The organism is Chryseobacterium sp. ZHDP1 (genome assembly GCF_018603435.1).
Taxonomy (GTDB): Bacteria; Bacteroidota; Bacteroidia; order Flavobacteriales; family Weeksellaceae; genus Chryseobacterium; species Chryseobacterium indicum.
The window spans coordinates 4,742,020-4,758,356 of the sequence record NZ_CP075682.1 but is presented as its reverse complement, the minus strand read 5'-3'; the positions used below and the strand labels follow the sequence as shown (position 1 = coordinate 4,758,356).

Annotated in this window: 11 protein-coding genes; 6 read left to right on the top strand and 5 right to left on the bottom strand. The window is 37.1% G+C overall.

The window, feature by feature from the left end:
• Positions 1 to 100 precede the first annotated feature (100 nt).
• Positions 101 to 1,696, top strand: a complete 1,596-nt coding sequence (locus KKI44_RS21975) for a peptide chain release factor 3 (protein ID WP_214589148.1) — start codon at positions 101 to 103, stop codon at positions 1,694 to 1,696.
• 343 nt (positions 1,697 to 2,039) lie between these two features.
• Positions 2,040 to 2,990 carry a hypothetical protein gene (locus KKI44_RS21970; RefSeq protein ID WP_214589147.1) on the top strand — a complete coding sequence of 317 codons (951 nt, stop codon included), beginning with the start codon at positions 2,040 to 2,042 and terminating at the stop codon, positions 2,988 to 2,990.
• Positions 2,991 to 3,252: 262 nt separating this feature from the next.
• Here KKI44_RS21970 and KKI44_RS21965 read toward each other — a convergent pair whose 3' ends face one another.
• Complete coding sequence (locus tag KKI44_RS21965) at positions 3,253 to 4,392, bottom strand: acyl-CoA dehydrogenase family protein (protein ID WP_116099329.1); 1,140 nt, start codon at positions 4,390 to 4,392, stop codon at positions 3,253 to 3,255.
• Positions 4,393 to 4,634: 242 nt separating this feature from the next.
• Here KKI44_RS21965 and KKI44_RS21960 point away from each other — a divergent pair, with 242 nt between their 5' ends.
• The gene (locus KKI44_RS21960; RefSeq protein WP_214589146.1) at positions 4,635 to 6,413 is read left to right on the top strand and encodes an AMP-dependent synthetase/ligase; all 1,779 of its coding nucleotides are present in this window, start codon (positions 4,635 to 4,637) and stop codon (positions 6,411 to 6,413) included.
• Complete coding sequence (locus tag KKI44_RS21955) at positions 6,397 to 7,098, top strand: hypothetical protein (RefSeq protein WP_214589145.1); 702 nt, start codon at positions 6,397 to 6,399, stop codon at positions 7,096 to 7,098. Before KKI44_RS21960 ends, KKI44_RS21955 begins: the two co-directional genes overlap by 17 nt.
• 460 nt (positions 7,099 to 7,558) lie before the next feature.
• Here KKI44_RS21955 and KKI44_RS21950 read toward each other — a convergent pair whose 3' ends face one another.
• Together KKI44_RS21950 and KKI44_RS21945 are read right to left on the bottom strand one after the other, a co-directional pair.
• Entirely contained in the window at positions 7,559 to 8,335 is a 777-nt protein-coding gene (locus KKI44_RS21950; RefSeq protein ID WP_076392508.1) for a zinc ribbon domain-containing protein, read from the bottom strand.
• Positions 8,336 to 8,338: 3 nt separating this feature from the next.
• Positions 8,339 to 9,436 carry a Nif3-like dinuclear metal center hexameric protein gene (locus KKI44_RS21945; protein ID WP_214589144.1) on the bottom strand — a complete coding sequence of 366 codons (1,098 nt, stop codon included), beginning with the start codon at positions 9,434 to 9,436 and terminating at the stop codon, positions 8,339 to 8,341.
• A gap of 63 nt (positions 9,437 to 9,499) precedes the next feature.
• Between KKI44_RS21945 and KKI44_RS21940 the strand changes: the two genes are divergently transcribed.
• Both KKI44_RS21940 and KKI44_RS21935 read left to right on the top strand, forming a co-directional pair.
• Complete coding sequence (locus tag KKI44_RS21940) at positions 9,500 to 10,327, top strand: ion transporter (protein ID WP_214589143.1); 828 nt, start codon at positions 9,500 to 9,502, stop codon at positions 10,325 to 10,327.
• Positions 10,328 to 10,370: 43 nt separating this feature from the next.
• Positions 10,371 to 10,529 carry a hypothetical protein gene (locus KKI44_RS21935; RefSeq protein ID WP_214589142.1) on the top strand — a complete coding sequence of 53 codons (159 nt, stop codon included), beginning with the start codon at positions 10,371 to 10,373 and terminating at the stop codon, positions 10,527 to 10,529.
• Between the two features lie 59 nt (positions 10,530 to 10,588).
• On the opposite strand, the gene KKI44_RS21930 is transcribed toward KKI44_RS21935, so the two are convergent.
• Both KKI44_RS21930 and KKI44_RS21925 read right to left on the bottom strand, forming a co-directional pair.
• Entirely contained in the window at positions 10,589 to 12,559 is a 1,971-nt protein-coding gene (locus KKI44_RS21930) for a T9SS type A sorting domain-containing protein (protein WP_214589141.1), read from the bottom strand.
• Positions 12,560 to 12,697: 138 nt separating this feature from the next.
• Positions 12,698 to 16,216, bottom strand: a complete 3,519-nt coding sequence (locus KKI44_RS21925; RefSeq protein WP_214589140.1) for a fibronectin type III domain-containing protein — start codon at positions 16,214 to 16,216, stop codon at positions 12,698 to 12,700.
• Positions 16,217 to 16,337: the final 121 nt, after the last annotated feature.

The window sequence follows — 16,337 nt, the reverse complement described above, 5'->3', positions numbered from 1 at the left end:
GGTTAAATAAAATTCATGCTTTTTCGTGTAAAAATTTGTGTTTAAACAAAATTTTCAGGATTCGACAAAATTCCCGATTTTTGCAACTTCAAAATACGATATGTCAGACTTAATCAAAGAAATAGAAAAAAGAAAAACCTTCGGAATTATCTCTCACCCGGATGCCGGAAAAACCACTCTTACGGAAAAGCTTTTGCTTTTCGGGGGTGCAATTCAGGAAGCGGGTGCGGTAAAATCCAACAAAATAAAAAAGGGAGCGACCTCCGATTTCATGGAAATTGAAAGACAGAGAGGGATTTCCGTGGCAACTTCGGTATTGGCTTTTGAATACAGAAACCACAAAATCAACATTCTGGATACTCCCGGTCACAAGGATTTTGCAGAAGATACGTACAGAACTTTAACGGCGGTTGATTCTGTAATCGTAGTAATTGACGTTGCAAAAGGGGTTGAGGAACAGACGGAAAAGCTTGTTCAGGTTTGTAGAATGAGAAATATTCCGATGCTGGTTTTCATTAATAAGCTTGACCGTGAAGGTAAGGATGCTTTCGATTTGCTGGATGAGGTGGAACAGAAGTTAGGATTAACAGTTTGTCCGCTTTCTTTGCCAATCGGGATGGGAGCTGACTTTCAGGGAATTTACAATATCTGGGAAAACAATATCCAGTTGTTTTTGGAAGAGAAGAAACAGAAGGTGGGTGAAGCGATAAAGTTTGACAATATTAATGATCCTTCAATTGATGAAGTGATTGGCGAAAAAGCCGCTGCTACTCTAAGAGAGGAACTGGATCTGGTTCAGTCGGTTTATCCGGAATTCAACCGTGAAGATTATATGAAGGGGGATTTGCAGCCTGTTTTCTTTGGTTCGGCTTTGAATAATTTCGGGGTTCGTGAGTTGCTGGATGCTTTTATTGATATTGCACCGATGCCACAACCGAAGGAAAGTGATACGCGTATTGTAAAGCCTGAAGAAAATGGTTTTACGGGATTCGTTTTCAAGATCCATGCGAATATGGATCCGAAACACAGGGACAGACTGGCTTTTGTGAAAATTGTTTCGGGAACTTTCAGGAGAAATGAAAATTATCTTTTGGTAAGAGAGGGCAAAAAAATGAAGTTCTCTTCACCAAATGCTTTCTTCGCGGATAAAAAAGAGGTGGTTGATGAAAGTTTCCCGGGAGATATTGTAGGTCTTCATGATACGGGAAGTTTCAGAATCGGAGATACGTTAACAGGCGGTGAAAAACTGAATTTTAAAGGAATTCCGAGCTTCTCTCCTGAACATTTCAGATATATTAACAACAACGATCCGTTGAAAGCAAAACAACTGGCAAAAGGGATCGATCAGTTGATGGATGAAGGAGTTGCACAGTTATTTACCCTTGAAATGAACGGCAGAAAGATCATCGGAACAGTGGGTGCGCTTCAGTATGAGGTAATCCAGTATCGTCTGGAGCATGAATATGGGGCAAAATGTACTTACGAGCCTCTTTCTATGCACAAAGCGTGTTGGGTGGAAGCGGATGAAAAGTCAGATGAATTTAAGGAATTTGCAAGACTGAAACAGAGATTTTTGGCGAGAGATAAATACAACCAGTTGGTTTTTCTTGCTGATTCTTCTTTCACGATTCACATGACGCAGGAGAAGTTCCCAAATGTGAAACTGCATTTCATCAGTGAGTTTAAGAATGCTTAATTGAAATAAATCAGCTTTAAATAGATTATCCGCGGAAGTTTTTCTGCGGATTTTTTTATGAAATTAAATGAAACTTTTATACCATGAAGAATCTTGAGTGTATCTGAGATTTTTCGACTCCGCTTTGTTTCGCTCAAAATGACAGTTCTGAAAATTAAATTCAGATAAGATTTAATTAAGAAAAAAGAAATCAAAGATTAAAAAAACTTTGTAAAACAGCATTTTCTCATTTTACAAAACACTAAAATTCAAACTATTATCAATTTACATAAGCAAAACAATTCCTTTACAATCTTTACAAAAACTTCCCTCCTAATTTTACCTCATCGAAAAAATTAATGTTATGAAAAAGTTCATCTTACTCGTTGCTGTATCAAGCACGTTTATCATGTGTAAAAAGGGAGAATCAGCAGTTTCTAAACTGGAAAATACCGCAGATTCTGCAGACAGCGCAATTTCTGTTGCTTCAGAAAAATTAAATGATGTAAGCGAAAAAGCCAATGCCGCGCTGGATTCTGCCAACGTAAAAATAAAAGATTTTGAAAATGCTAAAAATGAAGTGAAAGACAAGATTGAAAATACTTCCAAAATGGTAGATTCTTTATCTGAGAAAATTTCTTCCGTAAGACTGGAATCGAAAACCGAGAAAAAAGATTCGGCTAAAAAAGAAGAAAAAATTGTGGTGAATGTTCCGGCTCCGAAAGTGATTAAAGAAACGAAAATTGTTTATAAAGACAAACCAAAGAATGAAAATTTTGAACTGAATGTTCTAAAAAATAAAATGGTAAAATCGGGCTATTTAACCATGAATGCAGACAATGCGGAAATCGTAAGGGAAATTATTCGAAAGGAAACGGTTAGAAACAACGGGGCTGTGACAAAAGAAGAGCTCACTTATGTTGCAGCAGAACCTTCCGATGACAGATCTTCGGAAATGGCGGATCAAAAAGCATATTATCTTCAGATTAAAGTTCCTCTGCAGAATTTTGATCAACTGATGGATGATTTAAGCAGCAATATCGGCAATATTGAAAGTAAAAACATAGAAGTAAAAGGAAATGACTATTATAACAATACGCTTTGTGAGATCAGGATCTCTCTTTTGGATAACGCTCATAAAGCTCCGGAAACTTTTGGTGAAAAATCTTTAGCCGCTGTTTCTTCAGGATGGAGTGTCATTACTTCTATTTTCCTGTTTATTCTGCCGCTTTGGCCATTGTTTTTAATTGCCGGAATCGGATATTATTTTTATAAAAAGAGGGGTAAAAACACAACCAATCATGATGCTCATTAATTTCGAAAGTCCATCCTTTGTGATGGATTTTTATTTTAATATTATTTTAATCATATAATCTCTTATCTAATAATTCTTATTGATATTTTTGATATATCAACAAACATAAGAATACAATCAAAGGATTTAACTTTAACGAAAAATTTCAATCAAAAAAATAAATAAAGAGAAAAATTTTATATATTATATTTTGTGGTTCGTGTGAATGTAAAAAGGCTCCCAAATTCGGAAGCCTTTTACTATTTCATGTATAATTAAGCAATTACTTTGCAATGCTTCTTGAAATAACGATCTTCTGGATTTCAGAAGTTCCTTCGTAGATCTGAGTGATTTTTGCATCTCTCATCATTCTTTCTACGTGATATTCTTTCACATATCCGTATCCGCCGTGGATCTGTACAGCTTCAATCGTAGTATCCATTGCTACCTGAGAAGCGTATAATTTTGCCATTGCACCGCTTTCAGAGATATCTTTTCCAGCGTCTTTTTCTACAGCCGCCTTGAAGCAAAGCATTCTTGCTGCTGTGATCTGAGTTGCCATATCTGCCAGTTTAAACGCAATCGCCTGATGATTGATGATTTCTGTTTTAAACGCTTTTCTCGTTTTAGCATATTTCAAAGCCAGTTCGTAAGCTCCGGAAGCAATTCCTAAAGCCTGAGAAGCAATCCCGATTCTACCACCGTTCAGAACAGCCATTGCGAAATTGAATCCGAAACCATCTTCCCCGATTCTGTTTTCCTTCGGTACTTTTACGTTATTAAAGATCAAAGAATGCGTATCGCTCCCTCTGATTCCCAGTTTGTCTTCTTTCGGACCGATCTCAAAACCTTCCCAACCTCTTTCTACGATAAAAGCATTGATTCCTTTATGTTTTTTCTCAGGATCTGTCTGTGCAATTACAATATAGTAAGATGCTGTTCCTCCGTTTGTGATCCAGTTTTTAATCCCGTTTAAAAGGTAATAATCTCCTTTATCTTCCGCAGTTGTTTTCTGGGAAGTTGCATCAGAACCCGCTTCAGGCTCAGACAAAGCAAAAGCTCCTATTACCTGTCCGCTTGCCAAAGGGGTAAGATATTTTACTTTCTGCTCTTCAGAAGCAAATTTCTCAAGACCGGCACAAACCAAAGAGTTGTTTACAGACATTACCACAGCCGCAGAAGCATCTACTTTTGCAATTTCTTCCATAGCAAGAACGTAAGAAACACTGTCCATTCCGGCACCACCGTATTTAGGATCCACCATCATCCCCATAAGTCCCATTTCTCCCATTTTCTTTACCTGTTCTGCAGGAAACTTCTGGTCGCGGTCTCTTTCGATTACTTCCGGTAAAAGTTCGCTTTGCGCAAAATCTCTTGCTGCCTGCTGAATCATCAGCTGTTCTTCTGATAAATTAAAGTCCATAACATTGAATAATTAGATGGTCGCTAATTTACACTTTTTGGACAAATCTGAAAATAGAATCATAAATTAGATAAAAACAACGAAAGAAGTTGATTTTTAAATATTCATCATATATATGTTAAGTTTGAATTATTAAATATATTATGGCATACATTTTATTAATTTCTAAATAATCACTTGCAATTTCCACAATTAAAAAAAATGCTTATATTTAAAATCCTTTAACAATTACTTAAAAAATCATGACAATCAAAAGATTATTTGATATTCCTCAACATGCATTGAAAACCTATCCCAAGTCGGATATGTTTGTAACCAAATATCATGGTGAATGGAAGAAAACTTCCACACAAGAGTTTATCAATGAAGCCAATAAGATCTCAAGAGGACTTTTAAAGCTTGGCATAAAACCGGGTGATAAAATTGCATTAATCACCACCAATTCCCGAACAGAATGGGCAATAATGGATCTTGGACTTTCCCAGATCGGAGTAGTTTCCGTTCCTATTTATCCTAGTATTTCTGCCGAAGATTATGAGTTTATCTTTACCAACGCCGAGATTAAGTACTGTTTTGTGTCTGATAAAGATCTTTTGAATAAGGTAGTTAAAGTAAAACATAACATCCCTTCATTACAGGGCGTTTTTACTTTCGATAATGTTTCGGGTGCTGCCAACTGGAAAGAAATACTGGATCTTGGCGAAGATGATTCTACGCAGATTGAAGTGGAAGATCTTTCAAATGCTATTAATCCTGAAGATCTGGCTACCATTATTTATACTTCCGGAACCACCGGAAAGCCAAAGGGAGTTATGCTGACGCATCACAATATCGTTTCCAATGTTTTGGGTTCTATCCCAAGAATTCCCAAAAAGAAAGGACTGGATTATAAAGATACAAGAGTTCTGAGTTTCCTTCCCATCTGTCATATTTTCGAAAGAATGCTTTTCTATCTTTTCCAGTACAATGGTTTTTCTATTTATTTCGCAGAAAGCATTGAAAAAATGGGAGAAAACGTGAAAGAGGTAAAACCTCACTACATGAGCGTTGTACCAAGACTCGTAGAAAAAGTGTATGATAAAATCTACGGAACCGGTTCTTCTGCGGGAGGATTGAAACAGAAAATCTTCTTCTGGGCACTGGATCTGATCTCTAAAAAGAAAAGCGTATCTAAACCATCCGGATTAAAGGAAATTATCGCCGATAAACTGGTATTTAAAAAATGGAGAGAAGGTTTAGGCGGCGAAATTGTTACTTTGGTTTCCGGTTCTGCGGCTTTGTCTACAAGACTGAATTTAATGTTCCAGAATGCAGGAATTCCTATTCTGGAAGGATATGGATTAACGGAAACTTCGCCTGTAATTTCGGTAAATTCTTTCAGCAAAATGAAAATCGGAACGGTAGGATTACCACTTGATAATCTGAGTGTTAAAATTCAGGCAGACGGAGAAATTACCGTAAAAGGACCTTCTGTTTTTAAAGGATATTTTAAAAATGAAGAAATGACGAAAGAAGTTTTTACAGAAGACGGTTATTTCAGAACGGGAGATATCGGACATATCGACAGCGACGGATTTTTACAGATCACCGACCGTAAAAAGGAGATGTTCAAGACTTCCGGAGGAAAATATATTGCACCGCAGACCATAGAAAATTTAGCAAAGGCTTCAAAATTTATCGAACAGATCATGGTTGTCGGGGACGGCGAAAAAATGCCTTGCGCACTGGTACAGCCAGATTTTGAATTTGCAAAAAGCTGGGCATCCAGAAACAATCTGAATGTAGGTTCTACTCCACAGGAAATTGCCAAAAGTGCGGAATTAAAAGAAAGAATTAAAAAAGAGATCGACGATATCAACCAACATTTAGGAAACTGGGAACAGATCAAAAAAATCGAGCTTACCCCAGAAGTCTGGAGCATTGATGGAGGTCTTTTAACGCCGACTTTAAAGCTGAAAAGAAAAGCGATTAAGGAAAAATTTATAGATCTTTACAATAAGATGTATGAACGTAAGGACTAAATTTTCAACGAAAATAAAGAATAAAAAAATTAACCGATTCATCATTTTTGGATCGGTAATTTTATTTTCGTCCTGTGAAAAACATACCGACAACACAAAGATATGTTCCAAAGAAGATTCTGTTCAATTTGTTTCGGATATACCAAAAATTCAAGGACTCAGCAGAACGGAACTTATGGATTATGTGAAATCTTCACCAACCATCGAGACAAACCAGAGCAGCGGAATTCCTTTCAGTACGCTTGATTATGATAAAATTATAGCATACGATTTCAAAGGTGATGAAGAATTGTACGATGCTCCGATTAATGAACAGGGAAACTTCATTCCTATCATAGAAAAACAGCAGTTTCTGTCACAAGAACAGGCTGATAAAATTTTAACGGCTTTAGCGAAAAAATCCAGTTATGGAGAAGCTTCCGCGGCGTGTTTTAATCCACATTTAGGGTTGGTATTTTTTAAGGACAATAAAAAGGTTAACCAGATCAGTATTTGTCTGGATTGCAATGGTTCTATTTCAGAAATTGATATTCCGGCTCGACGTCACAGAGTTTTTAACAAAGGAACTGATGACGAATATTCTTTTACCGGTTTTACTCCTCAAGGAAAAGCAGCTGTTGCTGAGCTTTGCAGAGCAATTAATTTTTACTATAAATCTGCAGACAGTACGAAGGCAAAAAAATAATTTTCTCTGTCGTATTTTTAACACGAATTGCACAAATATTTTTACGAATGGCTCTATCTAATGATTTCAAAATAAAGCTATTTCAGTTTTCCACTAAATAAAAGTTTTTAAATATTCTTTTTCTTTATAATCACTAATATCATGTGGTTTATATTTATTTTTTTAAAACTCTATAGAGTTTTATCTGTGTAGACATCATATTAGAAGGACGTTCGGCGTTCCGTAGGAACGCTATCTTTAGAACATTTATCCTATTATAGATATCAACCCTGCGGATTGATTGATAGACTTATTCTTATTTCTACACAGATTCCGCTCCTAAAGGAGCAAAGCTATTTTACCTTAAAAAACTTCAATATTAAATTGTGCTATCTGCGAAACATTTGCGCAATTAGTTTTTAAAGCCAAAAAAAGCTGTCTCAAAATTGAAACAGCTTTATATCTTTAAAATCGTAAGTTATTAAAATTTAATTACAGATTTCATTCTTTCGTTTTCTTCCATTACCAACTCGTCGTCAACAAGGATTTTTCCTGAATGCTCATCGATGATGATTTTCTTTCTCTGAGCAATTTCCATCTGCTTTTGTGGTGGAATGGTGAAGAATGATCCTTTCGGAGCGCCTCTTTCCAATCCTACTACAGCAAGACCGTTTGGAGAGTTTGTTCTGATTCTGTTGTATGAAGCCAATAATCTCTCATCAATTTTTTCAGAAAATTCTTTTGATTTCTCAATAAGATATTCTTCTTCTTTCTGAGTTTCAGAAATAAGACCTTCCAATTCTTCTTTTTTGAATTTCAGGTGATTTTTAAGCTCATCAATTTTTGAATTCAATTCACTTAACGTTTCGTTTTTGTGACCTATTTTAGCACCGAATTCTTTAATTCTTTTCTCTGCTAGCTGGATTTCAAGCTCCTGATATTCAATCTCCTTTCCTAACGCTTCAAACTCTTTATTGTTTCTTACATTATCCTGCTGAGACTTGTATTTTTCAATTAAAGTTTTTGCATGGTTTATTACTTCATGCTTTGTTTTGATCTGATCGTCCTGATCTTTAATTTCTGCATGAAATTTTTCAGCTCTTTTTTCAAGACCTTCGATTTCAATCTCAAGATCCTCTACTTCGATTGGCAATTCTCCTCTTGTATTTCGGATTTCGTCCAATCTAGAATCAATGATCTGCAAATCGTATAAAGCTCTTAACTTCTCTTCAACTGAAATATCGTTGGTTTTTGCCATATTTTAAATGAAATAATTTACCGGGTTTGTTTTCTCAATAGATTTTGAGATTGCAAATGTACTAAATTTTTGTGACAATATTTCAAATAATTGTTGAGTTACAAATTGTTCTGATTCAAAATGCCCGATATCACAGATCATCATTTTCGAATCGGCAAGGAAAAAATCGTGATATTTTACGTCTCCCGTAAGATAAGCATCACATTTTTTGGAAATTGCAGACCGGATGCCGCTTGCTCCGGAACCACCCAGAACTCCTACTCTTTTAATTTTTTTGTTATTGAATCCTGAATGACGGATCATCTCCAGACTGAATTTTTCTTTTACAAATTTCAGAAAATCCTTTTCATCCATCGGCTCATCAAGGTCGCCATACATTCCCAGTCCGGAATAATGGTTGGTATTTTCCAAACTGTAAATCTGGTGCGCGACTTCCTCATAAGGATGTGCTGTTTTCATTGCGTTAACGATCTGTCCCTGTTTGTAATCCTCAAAAATTACAGAAACCATATCCTCATCTGCATTTTCGCGGATGTTCTGCTGTCCCGAAAACGGATTTGAGCCTTCAATCGGTCTGAACGTTCCGTTCCCGTTGATTTTGAAACTGCATTCGTCATAAAATCCGATATTTCCTGCACCTGCCGAAAATAAAGCTTCCTTCACTTTTTCAGAATAATCTTTCGGAACGAAAACCGTAAGCTGTTTCAGATTATTTTTTTTAGGCTGAAGAATTTTTAAATTTTTTAATCCCAACTGATCACAGATTCCACGGTTCACCCCAAAAAAATCATTATCGAAAGCCGTATGAATGGCATAGATGGCAATTTTATTTTCAATAGCTTTTAAAACAGCTCTCTCTACATAGTTTTTCCCTGTTAAAGATTTCAGTCCCGAAAAAATGATGGGATGAAAACATACAATTAAATTACAGTTCTTTTCAATGGCTTCATCCACAACATTTTCCAATGCATCATGGCATACCAGAATTCCGGAGACATTTCTGTCGGGAACCCCGCAAAGCAAACCTACATTATCAAAATCTTCTGCCTGCTGCAGTGGAATTCTTTCTTCTATTTTGGCAATTACCTTACTTATTGTCATTTTATTGTCTATGTTTGGTACGAAAATAGGGATTATTTGTTAATTTTAAAAAAACCTCGAAAAATGGAAAAAGAGCACAATCTTATTCCCGAAGATGCTCTCTGGAAAAGACATCTTTACCGCATTATATACCGCTCCGACACAAAGCTCGGAAAACTTTTCGACATTACTTTACTGATTCTTATTCTCATCAGTACGGCAATTATCATGATGGAAAGTGTTCCGAAGCTGGATAAAAGGTTTCATTATACGTTCATTATTATGGAATGGATTATTTCCATATTTTTTTCTGCGGAATATTTTTCGAGAATTGCCGTAGTGAAAAACAAACGGAATTATATTTTCAGTTTTTTCGGGATTATTGATTTTCTTGCATTGATTCCGTTTTATCTGAGCTTTATTTTTCCGGTTACCAAATATTTTCTCATTTTCAGAATGCTGAGAATGTTAAGAGTTTTCCGGGTATTCAACTTACTGGATTTTATGAATGACGGCTCTGTAATTGTGAGAGCATTAAAGAACAGTTCAAGAAAAATATATATTTTCCTTTTGTTTTTAATAATTTTCTCGGTGATTGTCGGCTCACTGATGTTTATGGTGGAAGGCGGAAGAGAAGGTTTTGAAACCATTCCGCAGGCAATTTACTGGGCGGTTGTTACCGTTACAACGGTTGGTTATGGAGACGTTTCCCCGATTACTCCGATGGGAAAATTTTTCGCCGTGGTTTTAATGCTTGCCGGTTATTCTATCATCGCTGTTCCTACGGGAATTGTAACCGCCGAGATGAGAAACAAAAGGCAAAATCTGGAAAAAGTATGTGACAGATGCGGGAATGAAGATATTGATGATGATGCAAGGTATTGTAAACAGTGTGGCAAGAAATTAGCTTAGTAAAAATTAATACTCAATTTATTAACGAAACACCACAACAATCATGGAACCTAAAAAGAAAAATAAACCGAACAGCTTAGTAATTATCCTTTTCTCGATGATCGCCCTTATGATCGTAATTTACTTCATACTCGTAATGTTTTTCCCTACTGTTTTCGAAAGTTTGACGACAGGAGAAATTCAGCCCGTTCCCAATAAATAAAATATCTTCATTAAATAATAAAGGCGATCTTTACAGACCGCCTTTATTATGCTTAATTTTTATTTCCTGATGGTTTTCACTACCTGTTTAGAACCGTCTTTCATATCCAGCATCAGCAGATATACTCCCTGCTTCAGCTCACCCAAATGAATTTCTGAATCAGGATTTTCAATCATTCTTATCAGCCTTCCTGAAATATCAGTCACGGAGACAGATTTTACTTTAGCGATATCAGAAATTGTAACCACATCACTGAAAGGATTCGGGAATACTTTAACGGTATTTTTATTGGCTGCAACTTCAGAAGTTCCTAAAGTGTTTTTTGTAATATTAATGGAAAATGCTCCTTCCGGTTCATCTGACCAGCCACTGTAATGGCCAACATTTACATAATAAGTATTTCCTGAAAGAGTAGGAATAGAAATTGTTTCAGCACCGCCCTGTCCTCCGTCATCTACTGTATTTTCACAGGTTAATGCAGAGCAGTTTCCGCTATAAACTCCGATCTGAGGATCAAAATCGCTTCCCGCAGGCATTGTTACACTGATATTAAATGTACTTCCGTCTCCTGTAAAAGTAAACCAGGTTCCGTCATTCATTTCATTAGAACATACGCTTACAATCCCTGAATTATTAGTAGCTCCCGCTCCGTCATTTTGTATATACGTATAAGGGAAAGCATTGGCAGATAATGCACCTGAGCAGGCATCATTTACCGGAGGCGGTGGGAAAGTTCCTACACAGATATTAAAACTCTGATTACTTCCTGCTCCGTAATAACTATAAACTCTCACCCAATATGTTTCTCCTGCGGTAAGACCTGTTACAACTCCGGAAGGCGGATCTGAACAGAATATACTGGAAAGCGCTCCACAGCCTCCACTGAATACCTGAAAATAAGTATCGGTATCTCCCGTTGTACTGCCTACAGAGGTGATATTGAGAAGGGATATTTTATGAGTCGCCGCAGTTGCTACAAATTTAAACCAGACATCATCATCCGCATCTCCATAACATGGACTTGGAGCAGTTCCTGAATCTGTAGCACCCAGAGTATAACCAGCCGTTACAGTTCCACAGTTTAAATCCGGATTCACCGTTAAAGTAACCGCTGTTGCACATTCGTCATTAGCAGGCTGCGGAGGTGCAGTTGTAAATGATACTTCCGTACATCCGGCAGATTCTCCTCCTGAACCTACAGCTATAATTTTAACATAATGGGTGGTATTAGGAGCCAATCCAACAGAAGGTGTATAACTATTAGTTGTTACAGAAACCTGATTCGCCACATTTGTTCCTCCTGAAGAAGTACCTATAGAAACTTTATAGCTTGTTGCTCCTGCCGTATTGTTCCATGTAATCGTAGGAGTTAAAGGAACAAAAGAAGCATTACTTCCCGGATAGGTAACTACCGGGCAAGCCGGAATAGGATTCGGAGCCAGCCCCTGAAAGGTAACAACAGATTTATAATTTACCAGATTTCCCGTCGCAGGTGGTGAAGCCGGATCCGGATCTGTATAATCGTTTTTATAATAAATGGTAGAATTTTGTGCCGCGTTATAAACGTGCATTGCCTCATCATAATTATTGTTATCATAGCCTGAAGAATTTTCTTCAGCAGCAATAACGAGATTGGAGGTATTATTGTAGGAAAAAGGGGTAGGAAAAACAATTTCAATAACACCATTATTATTGGTAACTGTCCCGGAAAAAACCTGTGTTAATTGTGATGAAGGAATCCAGTCTGAATCTGTACTGAAAGATGTTTTGTTGGTCAGCCCCAGATAAACCACCCATTGCGAAGAGTTTGAAATGGACATTGTGGGATCTATATAGAACTTCAGTCCTGTAATGTTTCCGGCTGCGTTTGCGTTAATTTCCTGCTTTGTGAAAATCTGCTGTACGTAAGAATATCCATAATATGTACTGATTGGAGCAACGCCGACATTAGTACTTCCTGATCCCAGAGTAATCTGGGCGGAAAAACACATGCTTAAGAACAATAAGCATGAAAGTAGAATTTTTTTCATAAACTATTTATATTTTGTTGATTAAGTACTAATTTAACAATTATTATCTAATTTCTGTAACAATTTCCAAATTTAATTAACAAAAAAAATAGCGACTAAAAATTAGTCGCTATTATAATTTATGGTATGTATTAAAAACTATTTTTTAATTGTTTTTATCGTTTGTTTAGATCCGTCTTTCATCTCTAAAGTAACTAAATACATTCCTTGTTTCAATTCTCCTAAGTGAAGTTCTGATGTAGGATTAGCAATAGTTTTCACTAATCTTCCCGCAATATCTGTAACCAGTACATTTTTAACATTAGCTACGTCAGAAATATTCAATACCTCAGAGAATGGGTTTGGATATACTTTGATATTGTTTTTAGCATCTTTTACTTCATTAGTTGCTAATACAAGTGATGCATCATAAGCAGATACCTTGAATTGACCAGTTGTTGATGAAGAATAATTCCAAACACCAATCATCAATGTAGATCCCGGAGTTAATCCTGTAAGAGATACTAAAGAGAAGTTACCGTCTGCGGAGCTGTCATCATCACAACCAATTTGCGTAAGTGCTCCACAGCTTCCACTGTACACTCCTAAAACAGTATCCGTAACATTAGAACCAGAAACAGACTGAGTCTCTATTGTAATATTTCCACTTGCAGGAACTACAACAGAATACCATACATCTCTGTAACCTGTAGTCTGGCAAGAGTGTGTAGCCGTAGCATCAGATGTAGCCGTAGCACCAGAGTTTGTAGCAGTTACAGCATTTTGTGCAAAAGTACCACCAGGCGTTAAAGCAATTGCTCCGGAACAGTCGTCGTTTGCAGGAGGCGGAGGTGCAGTTGTAAAGCTTCTTTCTGTACATCCCGGAGATGTAGATGTAGCATCATAAGCATTTAAGGTATAATAATAAGTCGTATTATAACTTAGCGCAGTTGGAAGGGTATAAGTTGTTACATTTCCTAAATCCTGAGCATTCATAATATTAGTAGCACCGGCTGAAGTACCGATAGAAAGTTTATAACCAGAAACTCCGGTTACAGCAGTCCAGGTAAATGTAGGGGTTACAGAAACATTTGTTGCAGCAGCTGAAGGTGCAGTAACAGTAGGACAGAAAGATTTTGTCGTAAATGTTACAGGAACCCAGATAGACTGATCTGAAGCACTACAATTAGATCTAACCCATAAATAATAAGTTGTAGAAGGGGTTAAATTAGATAAAGTAGTTGTAGCAGCAGTTAAGCCAGAAAGTGTTGGTGTTGTAGTAGCAGTCGGAGCTGTATTCGTTGTACTGTAATAAACATCATAACCGTTTGCAGGTGCTGTAGCAGGTGCAGTCCAGTTTACAACAGCAGAGTTATATGCTAAAGTTGCAGCAGGAACTGTAACCGCAGAAGGCTCTGAACATGTTGGAGTAACAACAATACTAATATCATCTACATACAGGTTATATTGGTCAGCAGCAGAATATGCATTAAATCCAAAATAATAAACACCGGATGCAGCAGGAGTAAAGTCTACAAAGTTAGTTGCCGCTGTTGCAGTGTTAATGTTTGTATGATCTGCCAAAGCATTCGTCATACTTGCACTGCTGGCAGAGGTGCCATATGCTACCTTTAATTTTTCAACATACGTTGTACTGTTATTTCCATAGGTGTATTTAATTCTATAAGAAACACCAGCCGTTAAATTGATTCCCTGAGTATAGAACCAGGCATTAGCAGCATTAAGAGAATTATACAGATAAGTAAGCGCTTTAGTAGTAAAGCCATAAGCAGCAGGTGAACTTGTAGTCCAATTGTTACCCGTACCAGCATTTTCTATAGAAGTACATGAAGGCAACGCAGGTGTCGTCACACTTTCAAAATCTTGTGTGTAAGGAACATTTGTAGATGTACATGCAGTTGTAAAGCTCAGAGGACCTGCCCAAGAACTTGTAGATCCGGAACCACAATTAGAACGCACCCATACATAATAAGTTGTATTAGAGGTAAGTCCGGATATATTGTAAGTTGTAACCCCCGCTGCAACAGTAGCACTTGGTGTTGTAGTAGCAGTTGGAGCTGTGTTGGTTGTACTGTAATAAATATTATATCCATTTGCAGGAGCTGGTGTAGGAGCTGTCCATGAAATGGTAGCACCTGAAGCTGTAATTGCAGATGAAGTAAGTACCGTTGGTTCTGTACATGCAGGAGTTAATTCCAATTTAAAATCATCAAACCCCATATAATATGGTGCAGTAGATGTTACGTAAGCTTTTATACCAAATGTATAAACTCCTGAAGTTGTTGGTACATATGTTACTGTAACTTTGGTATAATTGGTACTATTAGATCCCCCTGTTGCTGTTTGCGTTGAAGTAAGGAATGTACTAAGGCTTGTTGCTCCTGTAGAAGATTGAGCATTATTTACCAATACTTCATTCTGCCATCCCGTTAATCCATCTCCGACCCAATAGAATGAAAAATCGTATGACTGACCTGCTGTAAGATTAAATGAAGGAGTCCATAAATATGCAGCCGTAGTAGGATAGTAAATAGTCATATAGTTAGGAGCAGACTTAGGATCATTATAAGTATTTCCAGATGCAGTCTGACTTGTAAACAGATAAGAAGAGCTTAAACCTCCACTTGTTGCCCAACAGCTTGGAGTAATTCCGTTTCCAACTGTTGTCATACCATCAAAATTCTCAGTCCATGGGAAAGTTGATATCGCTGCTGCCGGAGCAGATACTGCAACAGGAGTAGAGTTAGTAGTGATTCCTGAACCTGAACAAGTAACAGCACAATAGAAGGAATTAGCAGCACTTACAGTTGTTGTGTAAGTAGATGTTGTAGCACCCGCAATTGCACCTGCATTATTGTACCATTGATAACTAACCCCTGATCCAACCGTAGAATTCTGCAGACTTAGCGTCGTAGAATACGGGGAAGAACACGGTGTACTTGTTGCCGTTGCTAATGTATTCCCGGGATTAGGAGCACCAGAGCAAGCTGTTGCAGTGTATGTTAGTTGTGTCTGATACCTTCTCGTTTGAGTGGTATAACTAGTAGTTGTAGCAGCAATTGCAGTTGAAGCACTGGTTCCCATCGCCTGAGCAGTAGTTGTAGTATCATATAACCATTGGAATGCTCCTCCTGTAAATGGAGTTGCCAAGGTACCGGAAGGAACCCATTCAATATATACTTCAATAGCACCTCCTGTATAACTGAAAGTGTTTGATGTATTATTGTTAAAGGTTACCCAGCCTGCAGCAGCAGGAAAATTGTTAGTACTATTTATCGTAGCACTATAAAATAAAGTTGCTCCTCCAATCATAGTACTCCAGGCAGTACCACTTGCTAAAGCTGTAGCAGTACTATTTTTAAGATAGACATTAAGTGTCCATGCATTACTGCCCGACACATTAAACGCCGTACTCTTATTATAGGCGATACTGTTAATGGTTGCTCCAGGAACAACAGATGCACCACTCAAATCCGCTGCCGTAAGCAACTGTATAGATTTTGAATGATGAAATGAACTCGTACCACTGGAACGATAGATCGGATCGCCATTTGTACCAGCCGATGCTGTACTGGCTCCCGAACCTATTGTTACTGTGGTTTGCGCCATGATGCCTGCATAGAGGAACATCAAACACATCAGTAAAAGTTTTTTCATGCGTAAAAAAATAAAATTAGGTGATGTAAAAATAAAAATAAATTTTAATTTAATTAACCAAAACTTTATAAATAATTAATATTTAATAATTAATAAAAACATTTTAAATCTATTTACTAAA